A 19,093-nucleotide genomic window follows, 5' to 3' on the forward strand; every position below is an offset into this window, starting at 1 on the left:
TTTAATTCGAATCATGAGTACATTATTTGAACAACGTCTTAAAGACGTTGAAGCAGATTACTTTGCCCTATTGGAAAGAAAAAACTACCCAGTGAAGGACAGCAACGGCATTTATCAACGCTATCAGAATCCGGTCATTACGGCGGCGCATACACCGTTGTTCTGGCGATACGACTTAAACGAACAGCGCAATCCATTTTTGATGGAACGATTTGGTATCAATGGAACCTTTAATGCCGGTGCGATCAAATGGAACGATAAATACCTGTTGGTCGTACGGGTCGAAGGAAATGACCGCAAGTCTTTCTTTGCCATAGCAGAAAGCCCAAATGGAATCGACAATTTTAAGTTCTGGGATTTTCCGGTCGATCTTCCCGAGACGGACAATCCTGATACCAATGTCTACGACATGCGTTTGACGCTGCACGAAGACGGCTGGATTTATGGTATTTTCTGTTCGGAACGGAAAGATCCGGCAGCACCTTTTGGCGATTTATCTTCGGCCGTGGCGGCAGCGGGAATTGTACGGACAAAAGATCTAAAGCACTGGCAAAGGCTGCCCGATTTGATCGCAAAGAGCCAGCAGCGCAATGTGGTGCTGCACCCCGAATTTGTCGACGGAAAATATGCCTTATATACCCGCCCTCAGGATGGGTTTATCGATACTGGAAGTGGTGGTGGAATCGGATGGGCACTGGTGGATACGATGGAGAATGCGATTGTAAGCGAAGAAAAAATTATAAATCATCGGTATTATCACACCATCAAGGAGTTAAAAAATGGCGAAGGGCCCGCACCCATAAAAACGCCGAAAGGCTGGTTGCACCTCGCGCATGGCGTCCGCGCATGTGCTGCTGGTCTTCGCTATGTCCTGTATGTTTATCTGACAGATCTCGCTGCTCCGGACAAACTCATTGCTGAACCTGCCGGCCATCTGATGGCACCAATGGGCGAGGAACGCGTCGGTGATGTTTCAAATGTACTTTTTAGCAATGGCTGGATAGCCGATGACGATGGAACAGTTTATCTTTATTATGCCTCTAGTGATACCCGCATGCACGTGGCCGTATCTTCAATCGAAAAACTAGTGGATTATTGCGTGTCTACAACAGCGGATGGCATGCGGTCAAAAACATCTGTCGAGACGCTGGTAGAGATTATTTCGAAAAACTTAAACCAATAAAATGTTTAAATTTATCGCAAAACGAGTATAATGAGTAAGACGGAACATATTACATTAAAGGAAAAAATCGGTTATGGGCTAGGGGATGCCGCTTCGTCCATGTTCTGGAAATTATTTAGCATGTACCTGATGTTTTTCTATACCGATATCTTCGGGATGGAAGCAAAAGTGGTGGGCACCATGTTTCTGGTTACGCGTGTCTGGGATTCTTTGTTTGACCCTGTTATTGGTGTGCTGGCAGATCGTACCCAGTCTAAATGGGGAAAATTCAGACCCTACCTGCTGTATGTAGCGGTACCATTTGGCGTCATTGGGGTGTTTACGTTCTACACGCCAGCACTAGCGGAAAGTGGCAAGCTGCTGTATGCATATGTGACATATTCGATCATGATGATGGTCTATTCAGCCATCAATGTGCCTTATGCTTCTTTGTTAGGGGTAATGAGTGCATCGCCCAAAACCAGAGGTGTATTGGCCACTTTCCGAATGACTTTTGCCTATCTCGGAAGTTTCGTGACGCTATTGCTCTTCAATCCGATGGTCAATTTTTTTAGTGGCTACAACGCGCATATAGAAGCCCAGCAGCAGGGCTGGGTGATGGCTGCAGCGGTAATTGCGCTCTGCGCCGTTGTTCTATTTCTGCTCTGTTTTGCTTGGACGCGTGAACGGGTTCAGCCGGTAACGGATACGAAAAGTAGTCTCAAGCAGGATATCAAAGATTTATTGAACAACAGTCCCTGGTGGATTTTATTGGGAGCAGGAGTTTCAACCTTGGTATTCAATTCGGTTCGCGATGGGGCAGCACTTTATTATTTCAAATATTATGTCCACGAAGCGCATTATGGTAAAATTGTGTTGCTGAATATTCCCTTTGTGTTGAGTGGCCTTTACCTGGCATTGGGTCAGATCGCCAATATCATAGGTGTAGTTTTGGCGGCTCCATTGAGCAATAAAATCGGGAAGAAAAATACATTTATGTTAGCTATGCTCGTGGCAACAGGAGGTAGTATCGTATTTTATTGGTTCGATGAGAGCCAGATTTGGGGGATTTTTGGCCTGCAGATCGTGATCAGTAGCTGCGCTGGAACAGTGTTTCCATTACTGTGGTCTATGTATGCCGACTGTGCGGATTATTCGGAGTTGAAGACAGGCAATAGGGCAACAGGTCTAATCTTTAGTTCGTCGTCGATGAGCCAAAAATTGGGCTGGGCGCTGGGGACAGCAGTAACCGGCTGGTTGCTTGGCTATTTTGGCTTTCAGGCCAACCAGCTGCAGTCGGAGGAGACGCTGAGTGGAATAAAAATGTTTTTGAGCCTATTTCCGGCCATAGGAACAATATTGTCAATTGTGTTTATCAGTCTTTATCCGCTGACAGAGAAAAGGATGCAAGAGATTGCTTCACAGCTTGCAGAGCGTCGCACGTGATCCAAAGAGAAAAGTTCGAAACAATGAGAGGTTTTAAAGAAGAAATTGAAAATAATATCCTTCCCTATTGGATGGACAAAATGGTGGACACGGAGCATGGTGGCTTTTTTGGCCGCATTGACGGGAACAATGTATTGCATAGGTATGCCAACAAAGGAGTGGTGATGCATGCGAGAATCCTGTGGACATTTTCCGCTGCTTACCGTGTTCTACGGCGCGATGCCTACCGGCAGATTGCAGAAAGAGCGTACTGCTATCTTAGGGACTACTTTCTGGATAAACAGTATGGTGGCGTGTATTGGGAACTTGATTTCCGAGGGCATCCAGTAAACCTTAAAAAACAAACTTACGCCCAGGGATTTGCAATCTATGCATTTTCCGAATATTACCGGGCAACGGGCTGTCCGGAGGCACTGGATTATGCAAAAAAACAATTTTATCAGATCGAAAACTGCAAAGATGATAAATTAGGCGGGTACAGGGAGGCTTTTACTGAAGACTGGCAACCCGTTGCCGATATGCGTCTCAGCGCGAAAGATGAAAACGAAGCCAAGACCATGAATACGCACCTGCATATTTTGGAATCTTATACCAACCTACTCCGTGTATGGATGGATGAAGACCTGATGAAGGCACAGGCTGATTTGATAACCTTATTCCTGGAAAGGATATATAGCGAAGCTACGGGACATCTCCAGCTCTTTTTTGATGAAACATGGCAGGTAAAAGGCGAAGCACAGTCTTTTGGCCATGACATTGAAGCTGCATGGCTACTGTTGGAAGCCACCGAAGTGCTGGGTGATCCGGAGCTACTGCAAAAAGTGAAAGCTGTGGTTATCCATATCGGTCGTGCGGCAGTGGAGGGTATTTTGCCAGATAATAGCTTAGCTTATGAAAGAAATAACGGACATTGGGACCGTGAGCGCCACTGGTGGGTACAGGCGGAAGCTGTAGTCGGTTTTTCATATTTAGGACGGCTATTGGATGACTTGTCCTATACCGGAAAAGCGAAAAATATATGGTCCTATATCAAGTCAAATTTAATCGATAAGGAGAGGGGCGAATGTTATTGGAGTAGGCTTGAAAATGCAAAGGTAAATGATAAAGAAGATAAAGCTGGATTCTGGAAGTGCCCTTACCACAATGGGCGCATGTGTTTGGAAATGATCGAAAATTTTAGAATGATATGATGAAAAGAAAAGTTACTTTCTACTTGATCCTGTTCGCAATGCTCTTCAATAATCTTTTGGCGCAATCCAATGGACCTATTGATCGTATGGCCACAAGTGAAACCGTAGCGTTGTACAACTACTTAAAAGCAGTTCAATCAAAAGGAAAAGTCCTTCTGGGCCAACAGGATGCACTTTGTTATGGCCGATATTGGAGGGGAGACTCCAACCGGAGTGATATAAAAGAAATAACAGGCAGTCACCCAGCACTGCTGGGGCTCGATTTTCAACAACTCACACACGAGGATAAGGGCTATCGGGAAAGTGAAACCAAAAGGCTTGTAAAGGTGGTGAAGGATATGTATCGAAGAGGAGGGATTATTACCTTTTCATGGCACATGTCAAATCCTGTAAACGGTGGATCCTACGAATGGAAAAGTAATCCGCAGCTTGCCGTGAGCCAAATTTTGCCCGGGGGCACTTCGAATGCTGTTTATCAATCTTATCTTGATCGGATAGCTGATTTCTTGGCGCAGTGTAAGGGGCCGAATGGAGAAGCTATTCCAATTATTTTCAGACCTTTTCATGAGTTTGATGGCGATTGGTTTTGGTGGGGAAAGGGGCATGCTACTAAGGAAGAATTTGTTCAGTTATGGCGCTATACCGTTCACTATCTGCGAGAAGAGCTGGGCGTTCACCAATTGCTCTATGCGTTTTCCCCCGACTGTAAGTTTTACACCCGGGCGGAATATCTTACCCAATTTCCAGGTGATGAATATGTGGATATTCTAGGCATGGACAATTATTGGGATTTTCGACCTGATGGTGCCAATGATCCAGCAGCAGCCGGAATGAAGATGGAAATTGTTTCGGCTTTAGCAGTGGAAAAAGGTAAGATTGCGGCATTGACCGAAACGGGTCTCGAACGGATTACCGATCCAAACTGGTTTACTACGATTTTGCAACCCATCTTAACGAAATGGCCAATGGCATACTGCATGCTCTGGCGGAATGCAGACGATATTGCGACCCATTATTATGTACCTACCAAAGATCATCCGGCAGCAGGAGATTTCAACAAATTTTGTCAATCAGAACATATCCTTCTTCTAAACAACAGCAGAACATTTTACCATGCAGTACTAAAATGACATAGACTATCCTGCTTACCCGCACCATGCGCTTCGTTTTGATTGCCGGATTCCTCCGGCACAATACATTTCTAGTGTGCAGCCGATTGTGCAGCCGATTGTGCAGCCAGTCTATGATCAGTCAAAAATACGAAGCCTATCGGTCAGCGCTCGGTTATTCATTGTGATGGTATTTGTTGTTGATTTAAAGTGTTTTATGTTTGTTATGTCAATCAGAAATACCGGTATGAAAAAAGGGTTGACGATAACACATGGGAACTATTGTACATGGAGCAAATGGAGGCTTTAAGGGTAAAGCCGGCTCAGTAATCGGAAGTAGCTGGAAGAGTATCAACTACATTAAAGGGCTTTACAAAAAAAGAACGAAGCCCGCATCGGAAGCACAGATGATGCAGCAGGAAAAATTCAAAACGCTGATGCGTTTCCTACTGCCCATCAACTTCTTTTTAAAAATTGGCTTCGGCCTTAAAAACACAGAAAAATTGACACCGATCAATGCGGCATTTCAATTTAATCTGAACAGGGCCATTACGGGCGTTTATCCAAACTATGCGCTCGACTATGGCAACATCAGCATTGCAGACGGGGGCCTGTACGGTGGTGGAACGGTAGCAGTTGCCTACGATTCGGGCGAATTGACCTACAGCTGGTCCACGGGCGGTAGCGACGTTTTCGAAACCTTTGGTGACGATCTCGTCTATGTGCTGGCTTACCACCCCGAAAAGGATGAGTTTATCTCTTCCACCAAGCCAAGTACGCGGGAGACGGGGGTGGTATCCTTTATGGTGCCTGACCATCTCACGACTGGTTCGGTACACACCTGGTTATTTTTGTCCAACCGTTCAAAAACGAAGGTGTCTAAAAGCGTATATCTAGGCGAGCTACAGTTGATCTAATGTTAACGGGCTGAGTCGATCTGGCTCAGCCTTTTTATCTCTTTTTATTATGGTAAAAAAAGCGCCGACTCCTGCGCAGCTGCGCGTTCGGGAAACATTTAAAATTGCGTGTGCCTTTTTGGCTCCGCTCAATGGATTGATCAAAAAAGGCTTTGCTGAACAGGCCAAGCGAAAAAGGTCGCTTCCATTCGGGCAGGCCTTGAGTCACACGTTGCGTATCGCAATCAGGCATGAGGCCGAAGGGCCTGTGGTAGACCCAGCACTGGTTCTTTTGAGCGACGGTTCCATTGCACCAGCAAATAAGCCTATACTAACACGCGAAAAAGATCGCATAATAGTCACGTATACAGTTCCTAGCGATAACCTATATCCATTGGACGATCAGATTATCCTTTGTGCTTATCAGGTTGAAAAGGGATATGCTTTTATAAACGAAAAGGTCTGGAGACGATACGATGGGCAGGTCATCTTGCTCCTCCCTGCAGGCTTCGAAGCCGACAGTTTTCACGTTTACTTGCTGTTCTGCGACAGAAAAGGTAAAAAGTATTCACGGTCACGTTATCTAGGGTACTCCACGAAATGAAAAACAAACATGTCCTGCTGCTCCAACGGAAATATGGCGCACAGGGAACCAACGGTACCATCACCTATCAGGGCGAGGTGATCTGCCATACGATTGAGCTGCCCGACCGAAATAACATTCCACGGATCAGTTGCATCCCCATAGGCCAGTACAAACTCGAAAAGCGGCGCTACCCCAAGCATGGGGAACAGATTGGCATTCCAATCGTGCTCGGACGGGAAGCTATTCTGATCCATGCCGCCAACAATGCATGGAAAGAATTGCAGGGCTGCATCGCGCCTGTGACGACTTTAACTGGTGAAGGCCGAGGAGATTATAGTGGAAAAGCTTTAGCAAAGCTTAAAGCGTTGGTGTATAGCCTGTGGGATCAAGGTGATGAAGTGTATTTGAATATTCGGTAGAAATTTGGAGGACATGAATTTGCGCTGCATTCCTTTGCGCCGTCTTCTTAGCAGTATGACGGCATAAATCAAACTCGCTGTGCTCAGACAGTGATTCATATGTACGCCAGATCCCGTCAGATCTTGACAGTCAGAACGCTATATTTTCTATTCCATTACCTGCTGATGTATCGAAGTTGGTATTGGTGGATTGGTAGTCGCAATGCCATGCTTTCAATTCTTTGTCCTCGATTATTGCTCGAATAAAGAAGGGGGTGATTTTAAAAAGCTGTAAGTATGAAAAAAATCTTAAACAAAATAGGACAGGTGCTGCAGGTGGTTCTTGCCGCACCCGTTAAATTGCCTGGAAAGGCTGGAAATATTTTAAAATATATTGCGTTAGGACTGGGTATCGTGAAAACCGTCATAGAGGAGGATAAGCCTCCTAATGAAAAGTCAATTGCTGATGCGGATGTCGGCCGGCATCGATCAAGTGGCACAGCTCAGGATATGCCAATGCCTACCCTTGAGGAAGCCGAAGCGCCTATGTTACCCAAAGAAAGGAGTGGGGCGGATGAGGTGGAATGATATGCGCATATCAGCGCTCGGTGGAACGATCTGTTCCATTTGGGCTAGTATTTCGCTAGGCGATGTGCTGCAGACGGCATTGACGGCTGCGGTGGGTACACTGGTTAGTTTTGCCACGAGTAGGCTGCTTTGCATATTGGTCAAGCGGAAACGATAATTATAGACAATAGGGCGCACAGCTAGGTGCGCCTTATCTGTTCTTATTATAGGGGAAGTTTTCTTCTTATATCGTAATCTCCGGCAGCTAATTTAAAAGTAGCATATCCAGTATCATTTCCGGCTCCTTCTGTCTCAATCACTGCCTTATTGTTTAGTAAGATCGGTGATCCTTTGGGCATCGTGACAATTGCCGTGGAACCTTTAGGCACTTTTAATTTTAGCCTAAAACCAGTCTTGTTATTTTTGAAGGAAGTTCTTATGTTTCCCTTCACAGTCGGTACGCTTAAATCTCCGGAGGACATACCTGCAGGCTGAGGCTGAACAGCAAAAGTGGTATATCCTGGAAGTATGGGCTTAATACCAAAAACGGACTCTGTCAATACAATCTGTGCACCGCCGCTCCATGCGTGGTTTGTGGTACCGCCGCCAAACCCGCGTTCTCCGATGCCCCAGCCTTCATACAGTGTTGTACGTTGTGGATCATTCACCATTTCGCTGAAGCGATCTTTCGCTCTTGCCAGCGCATAATGTCCTTGGCCCATTTTAAAAAGTGCCTCCATGATATACTTTTCCATATAAGGGCTGGCATAATACTGCGATTTGAAACATTTCAGAATCGATTCGTATTTAGTGCTATCAGCAATGTTCGCTATTACTGCCAAAGCCTGAACCCGATCGTCGGCATTACCTTTATGCGTGGGATGGCGATAGACCTGGCCATTCCAGCAACGGTTATACCCATTTTTGACTTTGACCATCATATTTCGGTAATGTTGCACATCTTCTTTTTGCCCAAGTAATTCTGCCATCTTTGTGGCTCCATCCAATGCAATGTAATGCCAGCCTGCCATGATCAGACGGATATCCTTATTTTCGCCCCAGTCGCCCCATAGCCAGTCGCCACGGCGAAGTTCGGTAAGACCGGTCTCATCAGTTTTCCAAAGCTGTAGGTATTTCTTAACGGCGGGATAAGCCTTCCTAATCTGAGTAGAGTCACCTGTTTGCATATAATAATTCCAAAAACCATAGTCACCGATGCTTGTCAGCATCTGATCGGGGAGTTCTTGGTTAAAGTTTCCGGGAACAGGAGAGTGGAGTACACCGCTTTCTCGCTGCCAGTTGCAAAGCTCATCGATGGCTTTTCTCATAAGTGCATGGGATGAAGGTGAATAGGTGTAGAAAGCTTCACCCATTAATAAAACAACATCTCCCCACCATTGGGCTCTTTCGCGATCCGGGCAGTCGAAAAAATTGTCCCGCATATTGACATATAGCGTTCGGCTTGCTTTCTTCCAATACCTGTTGTAAAAAGGATCGCTGCAGGTGAATTTTCCCAGATTTTCACTATCATAGCCGGTTTCCCGATAGTTGAGCGTTTTAATTTTTACGATTTTAGGCACCAGGAGAATCAGTTTTTCGCCATTCATCCATCCCAATGACTCGTAGGTCTGTTTTCCTCTTTTTGTAATGTATTCGGCCCTGATATTATCTGTGCCTCCCGCATAACTGTGATCGGTATTGATACGAATAGTATGACCGCCTAGACGATCAAAAACATTCAATATCGGAGTGCATTGCATGTTATAAGGAAGTATAGCAGTTATTGTATCAATTTCTCTTCCTGCCGCTCGTTTGAAGCTGATCTTTTTTACTCCATAATCTTTCCATTGTGGAATAGGCCGGTCGATTAATTGATTCCAGGGAGCATCACCTTTTTTCCCAACTATCCTGGAAGCTGAAAAACCCTGCAATGATCCCATGGTTTGAGTTTGCCAGCCTGAAATATCATTTCTTGCGTCAAACCTGATGTTTGATTCCGCTAGGCGAAAGTTTGGAAGTGGATTATCAGCAGTTTGATAAGCGGGATGAATCCGTGAAAGCCAGCTCTGGTCACTTTTTACTTCCATGTTTTCAGCTTGCATATGGAAAAATAGTCCGGATTTTCCACTGCTGACATGTGAAAATCCAGATTTTCCAAAATGCCATAATAAAACTGCTATTTTGTTATTTCCTTTGGACAGGTATGGCCCCAGGTCAATTTTATCACAATAGCAGTCGTACGGATTAGGCCCTCTTTTTAATCCCCCTTCAAAAATTATAAGTTTACCATTTATCCAAATCCAGTATTTTGTATCTGCTGAAATCGTTGTAAAAGCTTGCCTGGGCTTATCTTTAAACTGCACATCTTTACGAAAAGCGATCCAGGTATTTATGCTATCCGAATTTAGATCGTTGGCAGATATCCAATGCGTAACCTCTGCTACTTCCTGAGGTAGCGCTTTAACGTGAATTAAGCAACAGAGTAGAAATAAAAAAAATATTTTCTTATAAAGTCCACCTCTAAGGGGATATATGTTTGTCTCCATTTTCAGATCAAAAATAATTTAGGTTTTACAATTCTAATTTCTAAATCAAAGGATGTCTAAAACGATGCTAATCTTCAGCTCATGTTGACATCCCGATTTTTTTATCGAATTTTTTGACACCTGTGACCGTTTAGTGCAAGAAAAACCTTTTTGTGGCAGCATACGTGTAATTCACAGCAATCTAGAGCAAGTTAACTATATTTTTAATGTCATATAGACATTTGTTAATATAATGCCGATGTTCGCTAAAATTGGGGTAAAGTACATAGAACCGGGAACTTATCTAAAGATAAGCCGAACATGGAATGATGGCGATACGATCGAATTAAAGATGCCATTCCAATTTCATTTAGATCCGGTAATGGACCAGCCGAATATAGCAAGTCTGTTCTATGGGCCGATCTTATTGGCGGCACAAGAGCCAGAAGCCAGAAAACAGTGGAGAAAGATCACGTTGGAAGCAAAACATATTGGCAGTAGGATTAAAGGTAATCCGTCAACACTTGAATTTAAAATAGATGATGTGGTTTTCAAACCTTTTTATGAAACCTATGGCCGACATTCTGTCTATTTGGATGTTACACTCAAATAAAAAAATTCTCTTGCCTACATTATTAAAGAATTTTTTAAAACAAATAACATAATATCTGCAAGCTTGGCAAGCTTCTCGTTGGGCGATGTGCTGCAGACGGTATTGACGGCTGCGGTGGGTACACTGGTTAGTTTTGTGACCAGCCGATTGATCGGCCGATGGAACAATAGGCAGCGAAAATGAAGGCTATAATCTGACATGATCTAAAGTGCACTTTGATAGTGCGCTTTAGTTAGAAATAACAAGCCTGTGTAGCCAATATGTTTGTGCCATCAAAAGTGCAGTTGAACTATATCTAAATAGAGAGGGATAATTAATAAAAGGGGAAATTGTTGTGCTTTTTATTTAATTAATTAAATATTTTGTATATTTGCATGTTTATAACCACATAATTTCTTTTTTTAATTTTTTACGATGTTCAAATATTTAAGTTTACTTGCTTTTTCCCTTCTGCTCATGGCCAGCTGTTCCGATAAATACAACGAATTGGATACAGACGAAGAAATTCCCAAAGAATCGTTTACAATGATGCCGCTGCGCCTCGAAACTGATGTTAAAACAGCCAATATATTTAATATGGTGGTCTTTACCATGAAAGACAGTAGCATTGATGAGCTAACAGAATGGATTGGTCTTCCAATTAAGTATAGTGATCTAGATTCCCTTTTTTGGGAAGTGGAGGGTAATCCCAATCGAGTCAAGCTTTTAACTAAGGGCACAGGTTCGTTTTCTTTGAAATCAGAATGGGGGCACTACTTTTATTTGCCCGGTACCTATAAAACTTATCTTTCAGGCTATAAAGACAACAATAGGGTTGTAAGGGATTCTACCTATATCAAGATAAATGCGAATGCAGATTTTTTGAATGTGGACTGGAACAGAATAGACAATATCAATCAAAATACAGGCTATACAAACAATGGTACACTAGGATATCAATTTCGCATTTTGAATAGAAAATCAGGAAATACGTTTTATTCAGGACTGAGAGTTGCTTTTGATTCGATCGATTATACGCAAAACATAATTAATCTGGGAAATAAAGAAAGGGATGCCCTGTCTGCATATATGACAAAATTATATGGAAAAGCGAATTTTGAAGGCGATAAAGAGCTGTTGAGTGAACAGTTTAAGCAACTTTTTAAGGCCGATGTGGCAAAAGATGAGGTGCTCAAAATCTGGAAAACTCCCAAGTCAAATATGGCATTATTGCACCTTAAAAACGATGAAGATGAGGCTTTTAGCTATTGGGTGCATGCCGAGCGCGCAGAACAGAAATAGCAATTTGATGAAGTTTAGGGCCCTGTAACCATCGCAGGTACAGTGTGTCATACGACCTGCTAGGGTTACACAGCGCTTGCTTAAAACGCCTTAAAAATACTGAAATGGGTATAGCGTATAAAGACCGGGTTGAATGGAATTGATTCGCTCTTCAAAATCCGTCTGAGCACTTTCCTCGATTTCATCATCGTTTTGGTTTAGGAGCTCTTCGAGATCGCGATACAAAAGAGCCATTTGAAGGAAGTTGAAAAAAGATATTTTCAGATCTTGAAAATATATAGTGCTCGAATATTCACCGCCATCATGATTGTAAAATAGAATATTTCCATCTTCCTTATGGATAAACCATTCGTCTCCCTGTCCTGTTCTCCCGATTTTCCACAGCGCTGCGGCAATATCTGAATTGATTTCTGATAAATAACGATTTTCTTTTAGGGCTTCTTCGTAACCAAAAATTTCAAGATCAGCTGTGAGCCCTATTCCTTCATAGTGAGCTAAAAAGTCAAGATAGATGGTATCTGAAATTGCTAACTTATCCAGTCGCATAAGCGACCTTTCTTTCCGTTGCAAGCTATCAAAAATTTCGTTTTCTGTGCGTAACTTAAACATGTCGAATACACATTATTTTTTTAAATTGCTCTTCCGTTTAAAATTTCCCATTAAGATGATCGCTCACAAAATTTATCCATTCGTTTGCATCGATGGTCCTATCAATAAATACGTCGGGCTGTAATCCAATGTCGTCTACAGGGAATTCTGGAATACGGAAACTTTTAGATAAGCCATAGTACAGTTCAATATCCCCACAGGGTGATGTCACAATATTGACATTAGAGATATCGAGCATTCCTTTGGTTGTTCGACCATACAATTTTACCTTTTTACTTTGCATGGCGGACAATAAAAATTGCTCCGTTGTGCTCCCGTTATTTTCATTGATGAGGATCCCGATGTTTTTGGGATAAGGGTAGGCCGTATCCTGCTTGGTGATGTTAACTTTTTTATCGAACAAATCAATATACTCGCCTTTATGTGCCGCCAACTTCTCGTAGTATTTTTTGAATGTCTGCTTCGATTCTTCATCAAAATCTGGGTTTTGGCTCAGCTCCAGCATACGTTGATTGTTTAAGTCGGTCGAATAAAACAAGGCACCTACTGTTCTTATTGGTTGCGTGTACAGCAACGGAATCAAGCTGCTATAGCTCGCATCGCTTCCCCCTGGATTATTTCTAACGTCAATAATAAAATTTTCAGTCGATAAGATGATCTTCCGGTTGGCTAATATCACGCTGTCGATCGCATCTTTTTCGGTTATTTCAAAATCTGGAACCCGAATGTAAGCAGTGCTTTCATTGATTTTTTCGAAAAATGGCTTTGTGGCGTTCAGCGGATTTTGGACCTTTTCAATAGGCTGCTCGGTTTGTTTTGTAGCCTGATTATTAACTTCCGTTGTTTTTCCAACATAATTTACGCCGATATGTCCATTACGAAAGAAACGGACCCACTGATTGAGCAGTCGGGCACATTCCTGATTGTTGGGCAATTTTTTAACTTTTTCAAGATACAGGGCATTGTGTAAAGCATAGGCATCCTGTCCCTTTTTGCTGATGATGTATTGAAAGCCAGCATCATTCTCTTCAAACGTTTTTTTTACCCACAAAAAATTGGACTCACAATTGCAGTTTTGAGCAAAGTTCAAAATCGGCAAACTTACGAGTATCCATAAAAATAGCACGCTTCTTTTCATTGTTTTAGCAGAAATATTAATAATTGTTCGTCACACAAATATAAATTAAAAATCGAAAAGACAGTCCCCGATCACTTTTTTTACTCGTCTCTCAAACTGACAACCGGATTGATGAGGGCTGCTTTGATCGCGTGATAACTGATGGTGAGCAATGCTATGATGAGCGCGGCCAATCCTGCAGCAACAAAGATATCCCATGTGATAGCAATGCGATACGTGTATTCGCTGAGGAGGTGATCGGCAATATAATAGGCGATCGGAAAGGCAACCAAGCAGGATAGAACAACCAGCAGTACAAAATCCTGCGACAGCATCCGCATGATCTTAAAAATTGAAGCCCCCAGTACTTTATGGATGCCGATCTCTTTCGTTCTGTTCTCTGCCATATAGGCGGTAAGTCCAAATAAACCGAGACAGGAAATAAAAATGGTCAACAGTGCGAAAAGGCTCGAAAGTGTGCCCAACTGTTGAAAGTCTTTGAATTTTTCTGCATAATTGCGGTCTACAAAAGAGTATTCAAAGGGATAGTCGGGATTATAAGCTTTAAAGATCTTCTCCATAGCCGTAAGTGCCTCGGAAGTGCTTACATGATCGTTTAGGCGTATGTTGGTGACCTGAGTGCCTGAGAAAGCACCCTGAATGACGAGTGGAGAAATGGCGCTGAAAGGCGATTCTTGAATAAAATCTTTCACGACGCCTACAATATGCCATTTTCTGCCATCAACAACCGTTTTGCCGATCGGATCGTCGAAATTAAACACTTTGGCAGCCGATTCGTTAATAATCATTGCCCCAGAGTCCGTTGGAAATTGAGTTAGGTCAAAATCCCTCCCTGCAACGAGTTCGAGCTCGGCGGTCTTGACCAAATTTTCATCGGCTCCCATTCGGGCAAAAATAGTGTTGTCGTCTTTGGGCTTACCATCCCATTCCATGTAGTTGAAACTCATCGTTTTCGTCAGTGGTGCGGATGTCCTTGAAACCTGCTTGGCAATACCGGATGACAGCAATTCATTTTTTATCAGTAAGCTATTTTTGCGAATGTCTCCCTGATCGACAATACTCACCAACCTTTCTTTGTTATATCCGGTTTCCCTATTTTGAGCGTGTTTGATTTGGCGCTGAATTGATAACGTTGTGACGATCAGTATGATTGCAATACAGAATTGGGAAACAACAAGGATTTTGCGCGGGTTGAATGTCTGTTGAATATGGAGGTATTTACCTTTGAGTACTTTTGTTGGGAGGAAGGAAGACAAATAAAATGCGGGATAGCTTCCTGAAAGAATTCCGGAAACGAAAATAAAACCTGCAAAAGCGGCCCAGAAAAGAAGATCGTCAAAAGGAATAACGAGTTCTCTCGAAACCAATTCATTAAAATAGGGAAGTGCGATTAGCGTAATCAATAGCGATAATAAGCCCGAAATAAAGGAAATCACCATTGATTCTGTAAGGAACTGTCCGATCAGCAGTTTTTTACTTGCACCCACAACTTTTCGGACACCTACTTCCTTCGCCCTTTTTTCGCTCTGCGCCGTGCTCAGATTCATGAAATTAATGCTGGCAATAAGAAGGATCAAACAGGCAATAGCAATGAAAGAGCGGACCATGATAATGCGTGGTGAAGTCGGCTTTCCTTGCGCTGTAAATTTGCTATACAGCCACTGGTCGCCAATGGGTTGAATAAAATTGGCAACTTTGGTGTCTGTGTGCTTTCTTAAATAATATTGGATAGTCTTTTGGAATTGATCGATATTGACGTTTTGATGTAACTTGATGTACGTCTGTATAGAATTATTTCCCCAATAATCATCCGAATAACCTATTTTTTCCATTAATGTCCAAGGCACCAGATAGGTGCTTCCTTTCATAAACGAATGATCTGGAATGTCTTCGATAATTGCAGACACCGTTGACACTTGGGTGCTGTCCAATTGGATCGTCTGATTGATAGGGTTTGAATGCCCAAATAATCGTTCCGCCAAAGACTTTGTCAAGACAATCTGATTGGGGTTTTTTAATGCCTCCTGTGGATTGCCCGCAATCACTTTATAATCAAATATGTTTAGGAAGGTACTATCTACGAAGACACCGGGTTCTTTTGCAAGCTTTATATCCTGACGGGTTAATAAAAATCCGGTCCCCTTATCCACGCGTGTAGTGGTCTGTATTTCTGGAAAGTCAGTTTTTAAAGCCCGAGCCATTGGTTTTGGGGTATAAAAATGCTCCACGCTTTCACCTGCCCACACGTCTTTCATGCCTACTGCATAGATCCGATCGTTATCGGCATAAAATCGGTCAAAGTTAAATTCGCTCCGCACCCATAACATGATCAAAATGGCGGCGGTCATTCCAGAAGCAAGCCCAATACTATTAATTGCGGTAAAACCACTATTTTTTGAAAGGTGGCGAAAAGCTATTTTAAAATAATTCAAAATCATAATAACACGTTGTGCAGTTATGCCGTCCAATTTATTTGCCAATAATTCAAAACGCTGTAAATGAGCTGTTAAAATTCTTTGTGAATCAGTTGCTTGTTCGGACGCGAACGGTATTTGTTCGAAAACGGACAGGTCGAATACAAATCTCAGGGCGGTACCAGCAGTAGGGTAGTATGCTCATGGCTTATGCGGATAACAAGGGGATAAGTTAACCCCCATGGTATAATAAAGCCGTTTGAGATTTCCCAAACGGCTCTGCGTCACCTTAAGATGACTGATATAATGAAACAAACAACAGCGAATTATTGCTCTGGATAAAGTGTAAACTGAAACAGTTGACTTGGTTCGAGGTACTTCTGCGCGATTGCCTGCACCTTCGCGGGGGTAATCGACTTTATCTGCTCGCTTTCGTTAAAAATACGTGCCGCATCCAGCTGATCAACGGAACTGCTCAATAGGTATGACAACCAAAAACCATTGTATTGCAGCTGTTGACTGCTACTCAGCAGTTTTTCGGCAATGTATTTATCAATATCTTCCTGCGACGGCCCATGTTTACGGATCAGTTCAATCTCTTCGAGGGCGGCGGCCACAAGTTTATCCACTTGTCCGGGGGCCGTGGTGAAAGATATATTCATGCCAAACCGCTTTCTTGGATTCTTCGCAAGGGAAGGAGATACACTGATCGAATAAATACCGCCTTCTTTTTCCCGTAGTCGTTCGGTCAGTTTGATGGTTAGGCTGCTTGATAAGGCGTCCATCAACAGATTGTTGTATTCGCTATAATCGTCGTAAGTACCCAGATAGGCCATTGCCACGGTGGACTTCTCTTCTTTTCCCTTATGAATGGAGCGTTGTATACCCAGCTTTGGCGGATAAGCACCGTTGTCCACAAAGGATTCTTTGCGTTGGATGTTGGGCAAAGTGGCTAAATATTGCTTGATATAGGGATCTATAAAAGCACGGTCAAAATTTCCGACGATTACAAAGGTGAAATCTGACGCATCCGCAAATCGGTCTTTATAGATTTCAAAAGAGCGGTCAAAATCAATCTCCTCGATTTTTTTTATGGTGGGTGCAGTCTTACGTGGATCGTTGTTGTACAAAACTGCAGCAATAGAATCGCTGAAGAAGGTACTTGCCTGCTGCTGCCTATTTTTGAGGGACAACTTGGTTTTCTCAAGATTGGTCTTATTAATTTCCCGATCTAAACGCGGCACGGTAAAATAACCGTATACGAGCTCAAATGCGGTCTGCAGATCTTCACGGTTAGCTTGTGCTTTAATGCCTTCGCCAATTTCATTGATAAACGGGCTGGCCGTGGCATGCTTGCCGTTGAGGTAACGCGAGAGCTGAAGTGAATTAAAAGGACCTAGTCCGCTGTTGGTCACAATAGCGACAGCGTTGGTTGCAGACTGAAAATCGTCAAGTGCATACTGAGAATATCCGCCAGGACTATAAGAGGTCAATAGGATCTCATCGTTTTTTAAATTGGTAGGCTTGAGGATAACCTTGGCACCATTGCTGAGCAAAAGCGTCTGCGTGCCTACTTTCTGATCATCCTGTTCGCTGACAATCTGTCCAGGCTGTGGTAAAGTGGGTAATAATTGTTCTGCAAGTCGTTCTTCTTGATAGGCGCTTACCTCCTGTTTTGATGCGTTGATGATCCAGTCATTCAATGTAGACTCGTTGGGCACTACCTTAACATCGTCATTATAAACCAACACCATGTCGCGGTTCTGATGACCTTCGAATTCTTTACCATAGGTCAGGATATCGTTCATACGGATTTCCTCCAGTGCATTGAGCAGGATAGGCTGCAGAAATTGGAAGGAAGGAGCGGGATCTCCTTTGAGGTAATAGGCCAGAATCTGATCCATAAAGGATTTGGAGTCTGTCTTGTCGTACTCTTTGAGGCTCTGTATCAGCATGCTGCGGTAGTCGGACTTCAACCGATCGAGTTCATCGTTGGTAAAACCGTGTTTGGCAATCTGGGCCAGTGTGTAATATACGGCATTGATACTGGATTGCAGACTATCGGGCTTCGGTGTAATCTGGATGCCGTTGGTTTCGATATTGCCCACAAGTGCACTGTTGCTCAGCGATGCTGCCAGATAAGGGGTCGCCGATTTCCGCGTTTGCTCGGCAAGACGCATATTACAGAGCTGAATAAAGAAATCTTTAGCCAATGCGTTTTTATAGTCGCTTAACTGCCTCGTTTTCCGCGCTTCTTGTTTATATAAAATCTGCAGGGAGCTTTGTGTGACTTCGGGATCGGTAAAGGCTAAAAATTGGTTCTTGCCGGTTAGCGCAATTGGATAGCTTTTGGATCGTGGGGCGTTCTTTGGATTTTTTAATCCGGAAAATTGAGCGACAATCTCTTTTTCGATTGCATTGACGTCGATATCGCCTACGACGATTAGCGCTTGTAGTTCGGGACGATACCAGTCTTTATGAAACTGCCGGATCTCTTGGTGCTTGAAATTGTTGAGCACTTCATCGGTTCCGATTGGCATTCGGAATGCATAACGCGATTGATTCGTCAATAAAGGAAACGTTTTTTCCTGTAGGCGGTGCGAAAGACCACCGCGCTGCCGTTTCTCCTCAAGAATGACACCGCGCTCCTGATCAATTTCGTCATCTTCAAGTAAAGCACCATTCGCCCAGTCGCGCATGATCAGGATACCTTGGCGCAAAAGTACCGGATCTGTGGTCGGTAAAGGCAACTGATATACGGTCTCTTCGAAGCCAGTATAGGCATTGAGGTCAGCACCAAAGCGTATTCCTGATTTTTGTAAGTAGTCTACAAGGTCATTCTTCGGAAAATGGGTTGTCCCATTGAAGTTCATATGTTCCAAAAAGTGGGCTAGTCCTTGCTGTTTGTCGGTTTCCTGTAGCGAGCCGACCTTGTTGGCCAGGTAAAAAAGCACGCGTTCTTTGGGCTCGCTGTTCCGCAGGATAAAATAGTGAAAACCGTTGGGCAGTTTTCCTACCTTAATAGCGGGGTCAAGGGGTATAGGCTTATTTAAACTGACGGAATTTACTGGCTTTGCTTTTTGGGCATAGCTGAATGTTGGTGCTGCTGCTCCAATGGATAGGGCCAGAAGTGTAAAAAATAGGGTGGTGTTTCGCATG

General features: G+C 43.3%; 16 protein-coding genes. 11 read left to right on the forward strand and 5 right to left on the reverse strand.

Annotated features, from left to right (window positions below; genetic code table 11):
• Positions 1–13: 13 nt before the first annotated feature.
• The 9 genes from B2W36_RS15900 (at position 14) to B2W36_RS15940 (ending at position 7,532) form a co-directional block, all read left to right on the forward strand.
• Positions 14–1,183, forward strand: a complete 1,170-nt coding sequence (locus tag B2W36_RS15900) for a glycosidase (protein WP_293888655.1) — start codon at positions 14–16, stop codon at positions 1,181–1,183.
• A gap of 30 nt (positions 1,184–1,213) precedes the next feature.
• Positions 1,214–2,608 carry an MFS transporter gene (locus B2W36_RS15905; protein WP_293888656.1) on the forward strand — a complete coding sequence of 465 codons (1,395 nt, stop codon included), beginning with the start codon at positions 1,214–1,216 and terminating at the stop codon, positions 2,606–2,608.
• Between the two features lie 23 nt (positions 2,609–2,631).
• Positions 2,632–3,798 carry an AGE family epimerase/isomerase gene (locus B2W36_RS15910; protein WP_293888657.1) on the forward strand — a complete coding sequence of 389 codons (1,167 nt, stop codon included), beginning with the start codon at positions 2,632–2,634 and terminating at the stop codon, positions 3,796–3,798.
• Positions 3,795–4,928 (forward strand): glycoside hydrolase family 26 protein, encoded by a 1,134-nt coding sequence (locus tag B2W36_RS15915; protein ID WP_293880515.1) that lies wholly within the window; start codon positions 3,795–3,797, stop codon positions 4,926–4,928. Before B2W36_RS15910 ends, B2W36_RS15915 begins: the two co-directional genes overlap by 4 nt.
• 251 nt (positions 4,929–5,179) lie before the next feature.
• A complete protein-coding gene (locus B2W36_RS15920) occupies positions 5,180–5,824 on the forward strand; it encodes a DUF6266 family protein (protein ID WP_293880513.1) in 645 nt (214 codons plus the stop codon).
• A 49-nt stretch (positions 5,825–5,873) separates the two neighbouring features.
• Positions 5,874–6,407: a DUF6266 family protein gene (locus tag B2W36_RS15925; protein WP_293888658.1), complete on the forward strand. Its 534-nt coding sequence runs from the start codon at positions 5,874–5,876 to the stop codon at positions 6,405–6,407.
• Positions 6,404–6,808 carry a DUF5675 family protein gene (locus B2W36_RS15930; RefSeq protein ID WP_293880509.1) on the forward strand — a complete coding sequence of 135 codons (405 nt, stop codon included), beginning with the start codon at positions 6,404–6,406 and terminating at the stop codon, positions 6,806–6,808. The genes B2W36_RS15925 and B2W36_RS15930 overlap by 4 nt, the downstream gene beginning before the upstream one ends.
• 276 nt (positions 6,809–7,084) lie before the next feature.
• Positions 7,085–7,375 (forward strand): hypothetical protein, encoded by a 291-nt coding sequence (locus tag B2W36_RS15935; RefSeq protein WP_293888659.1) that lies wholly within the window; start codon positions 7,085–7,087, stop codon positions 7,373–7,375.
• Positions 7,362–7,532 (forward strand): hypothetical protein, encoded by a 171-nt coding sequence (locus B2W36_RS15940; protein ID WP_293888660.1) that lies wholly within the window; start codon positions 7,362–7,364, stop codon positions 7,530–7,532. Before B2W36_RS15935 ends, B2W36_RS15940 begins: the two co-directional genes overlap by 14 nt.
• 46 nt (positions 7,533–7,578) lie before the next feature.
• Here the strand turns inward: B2W36_RS15940 and B2W36_RS15945 are convergent, their stop codons facing one another.
• The gene (locus B2W36_RS15945) at positions 7,579–9,900 is read right to left on the reverse strand and encodes an alpha-L-rhamnosidase C-terminal domain-containing protein (RefSeq protein WP_293888661.1); all 2,322 of its coding nucleotides are present in this window, start codon (positions 9,898–9,900) and stop codon (positions 7,579–7,581) included.
• Between the two features lie 238 nt (positions 9,901–10,138).
• On the opposite strand from B2W36_RS15945, the gene B2W36_RS15950 reads away from it, so the two are divergent.
• Positions 10,139–10,492: a beta-L-arabinofuranosidase domain-containing protein gene (locus B2W36_RS15950; protein WP_293888662.1), complete on the forward strand. Its 354-nt coding sequence runs from the start codon at positions 10,139–10,141 to the stop codon at positions 10,490–10,492.
• A 414-nt stretch (positions 10,493–10,906) separates the two neighbouring features.
• Entirely contained in the window at positions 10,907–11,773 is an 867-nt protein-coding gene (locus tag B2W36_RS15955; RefSeq protein WP_293888663.1) for a hypothetical protein, read from the forward strand.
• A 90-nt stretch (positions 11,774–11,863) separates the two neighbouring features.
• Here the strand turns inward: B2W36_RS15955 and B2W36_RS15960 are convergent, their stop codons facing one another.
• The 4 genes from B2W36_RS15960 to B2W36_RS15975 all read right to left on the reverse strand — a co-directional run bounded on the left by B2W36_RS15960 (position 11,864) and on the right by B2W36_RS15975 (position 19,092).
• Positions 11,864–12,382, reverse strand: a complete 519-nt coding sequence (locus tag B2W36_RS15960) for a hypothetical protein (protein WP_293888664.1) — start codon at positions 12,380–12,382, stop codon at positions 11,864–11,866.
• 37 nt (positions 12,383–12,419) lie between these two features.
• The gene (locus B2W36_RS15965; protein ID WP_293888665.1) at positions 12,420–13,520 is read right to left on the reverse strand and encodes a S41 family peptidase; all 1,101 of its coding nucleotides are present in this window, start codon (positions 13,518–13,520) and stop codon (positions 12,420–12,422) included.
• Positions 13,521–13,600: 80 nt separating this feature from the next.
• Positions 13,601–16,000, reverse strand: a complete 2,400-nt coding sequence (locus B2W36_RS15970) for an ABC transporter permease (protein WP_293888667.1) — start codon at positions 15,998–16,000, stop codon at positions 13,601–13,603.
• 260 nt (positions 16,001–16,260) lie between these two features.
• Entirely contained in the window at positions 16,261–19,092 is a 2,832-nt protein-coding gene (locus B2W36_RS15975) for a M16 family metallopeptidase (protein ID WP_293888669.1), read from the reverse strand.
• Between the last annotated feature and the right edge of the window lies 1 nt (position 19,093).

It is taken from the genome of Sphingobacterium sp. UBA3549, from assembly GCF_002376635.1.
In the GTDB taxonomy this organism is placed as follows: Bacteria; Bacteroidota; Bacteroidia; order Sphingobacteriales; family Sphingobacteriaceae; genus Sphingobacterium.

What these genes read in the sequence shown, in the direction of transcription:
- B2W36_RS15900 (WP_293888655.1), top strand. Translation starts at nt 14, where the DNA reads ATGAGTACATTATTTGAACAACGTCTTAAAGACGTTGAAGCAGATTAC.
- B2W36_RS15905 (WP_293888656.1), top strand. Translation starts at nt 1,214, where the DNA reads ATGAGTAAGACGGAACATATTACATTAAAGGAAAAAATCGGTTATGGG.
- B2W36_RS15910 (WP_293888657.1), top strand. Translation starts at nt 2,632, where the DNA reads ATGAGAGGTTTTAAAGAAGAAATTGAAAATAATATCCTTCCCTATTGG.
- B2W36_RS15915 (WP_293880515.1), top strand. Translation starts at nt 3,795, where the DNA reads ATGATGAAAAGAAAAGTTACTTTCTACTTGATCCTGTTCGCAATGCTC.
- B2W36_RS15920 (WP_293880513.1), top strand. Translation starts at nt 5,180, where the DNA reads ATGGGAACTATTGTACATGGAGCAAATGGAGGCTTTAAGGGTAAAGCC.
- B2W36_RS15925 (WP_293888658.1), top strand. Translation starts at nt 5,874, where the DNA reads ATGGTAAAAAAAGCGCCGACTCCTGCGCAGCTGCGCGTTCGGGAAACA.
- B2W36_RS15930 (WP_293880509.1), top strand. Translation starts at nt 6,404, where the DNA reads ATGAAAAACAAACATGTCCTGCTGCTCCAACGGAAATATGGCGCACAG.
- B2W36_RS15935 (WP_293888659.1), top strand. Translation starts at nt 7,085, where the DNA reads ATGAAAAAAATCTTAAACAAAATAGGACAGGTGCTGCAGGTGGTTCTT.
- B2W36_RS15940 (WP_293888660.1), top strand. Translation starts at nt 7,362, where the DNA reads ATGAGGTGGAATGATATGCGCATATCAGCGCTCGGTGGAACGATCTGT.
- B2W36_RS15945 (WP_293888661.1), bottom strand. Translation starts at nt 9,900, where the DNA reads ATGGAGACAAACATATATCCCCTTAGAGGTGGACTTTATAAGAAAATA.
- B2W36_RS15950 (WP_293888662.1), top strand. Translation starts at nt 10,139, where the DNA reads ATGTTCGCTAAAATTGGGGTAAAGTACATAGAACCGGGAACTTATCTA.
- B2W36_RS15955 (WP_293888663.1), top strand. Translation starts at nt 10,907, where the DNA reads ATGTTCAAATATTTAAGTTTACTTGCTTTTTCCCTTCTGCTCATGGCC.
- B2W36_RS15960 (WP_293888664.1), bottom strand. Translation starts at nt 12,382, where the DNA reads ATGTTTAAGTTACGCACAGAAAACGAAATTTTTGATAGCTTGCAACGG.
- B2W36_RS15965 (WP_293888665.1), bottom strand. Translation starts at nt 13,520, where the DNA reads ATGAAAAGAAGCGTGCTATTTTTATGGATACTCGTAAGTTTGCCGATT.
- B2W36_RS15975 (WP_293888669.1), bottom strand. Translation starts at nt 19,092, where the DNA reads ATGCGAAACACCACCCTATTTTTTACACTTCTGGCCCTATCCATTGGA.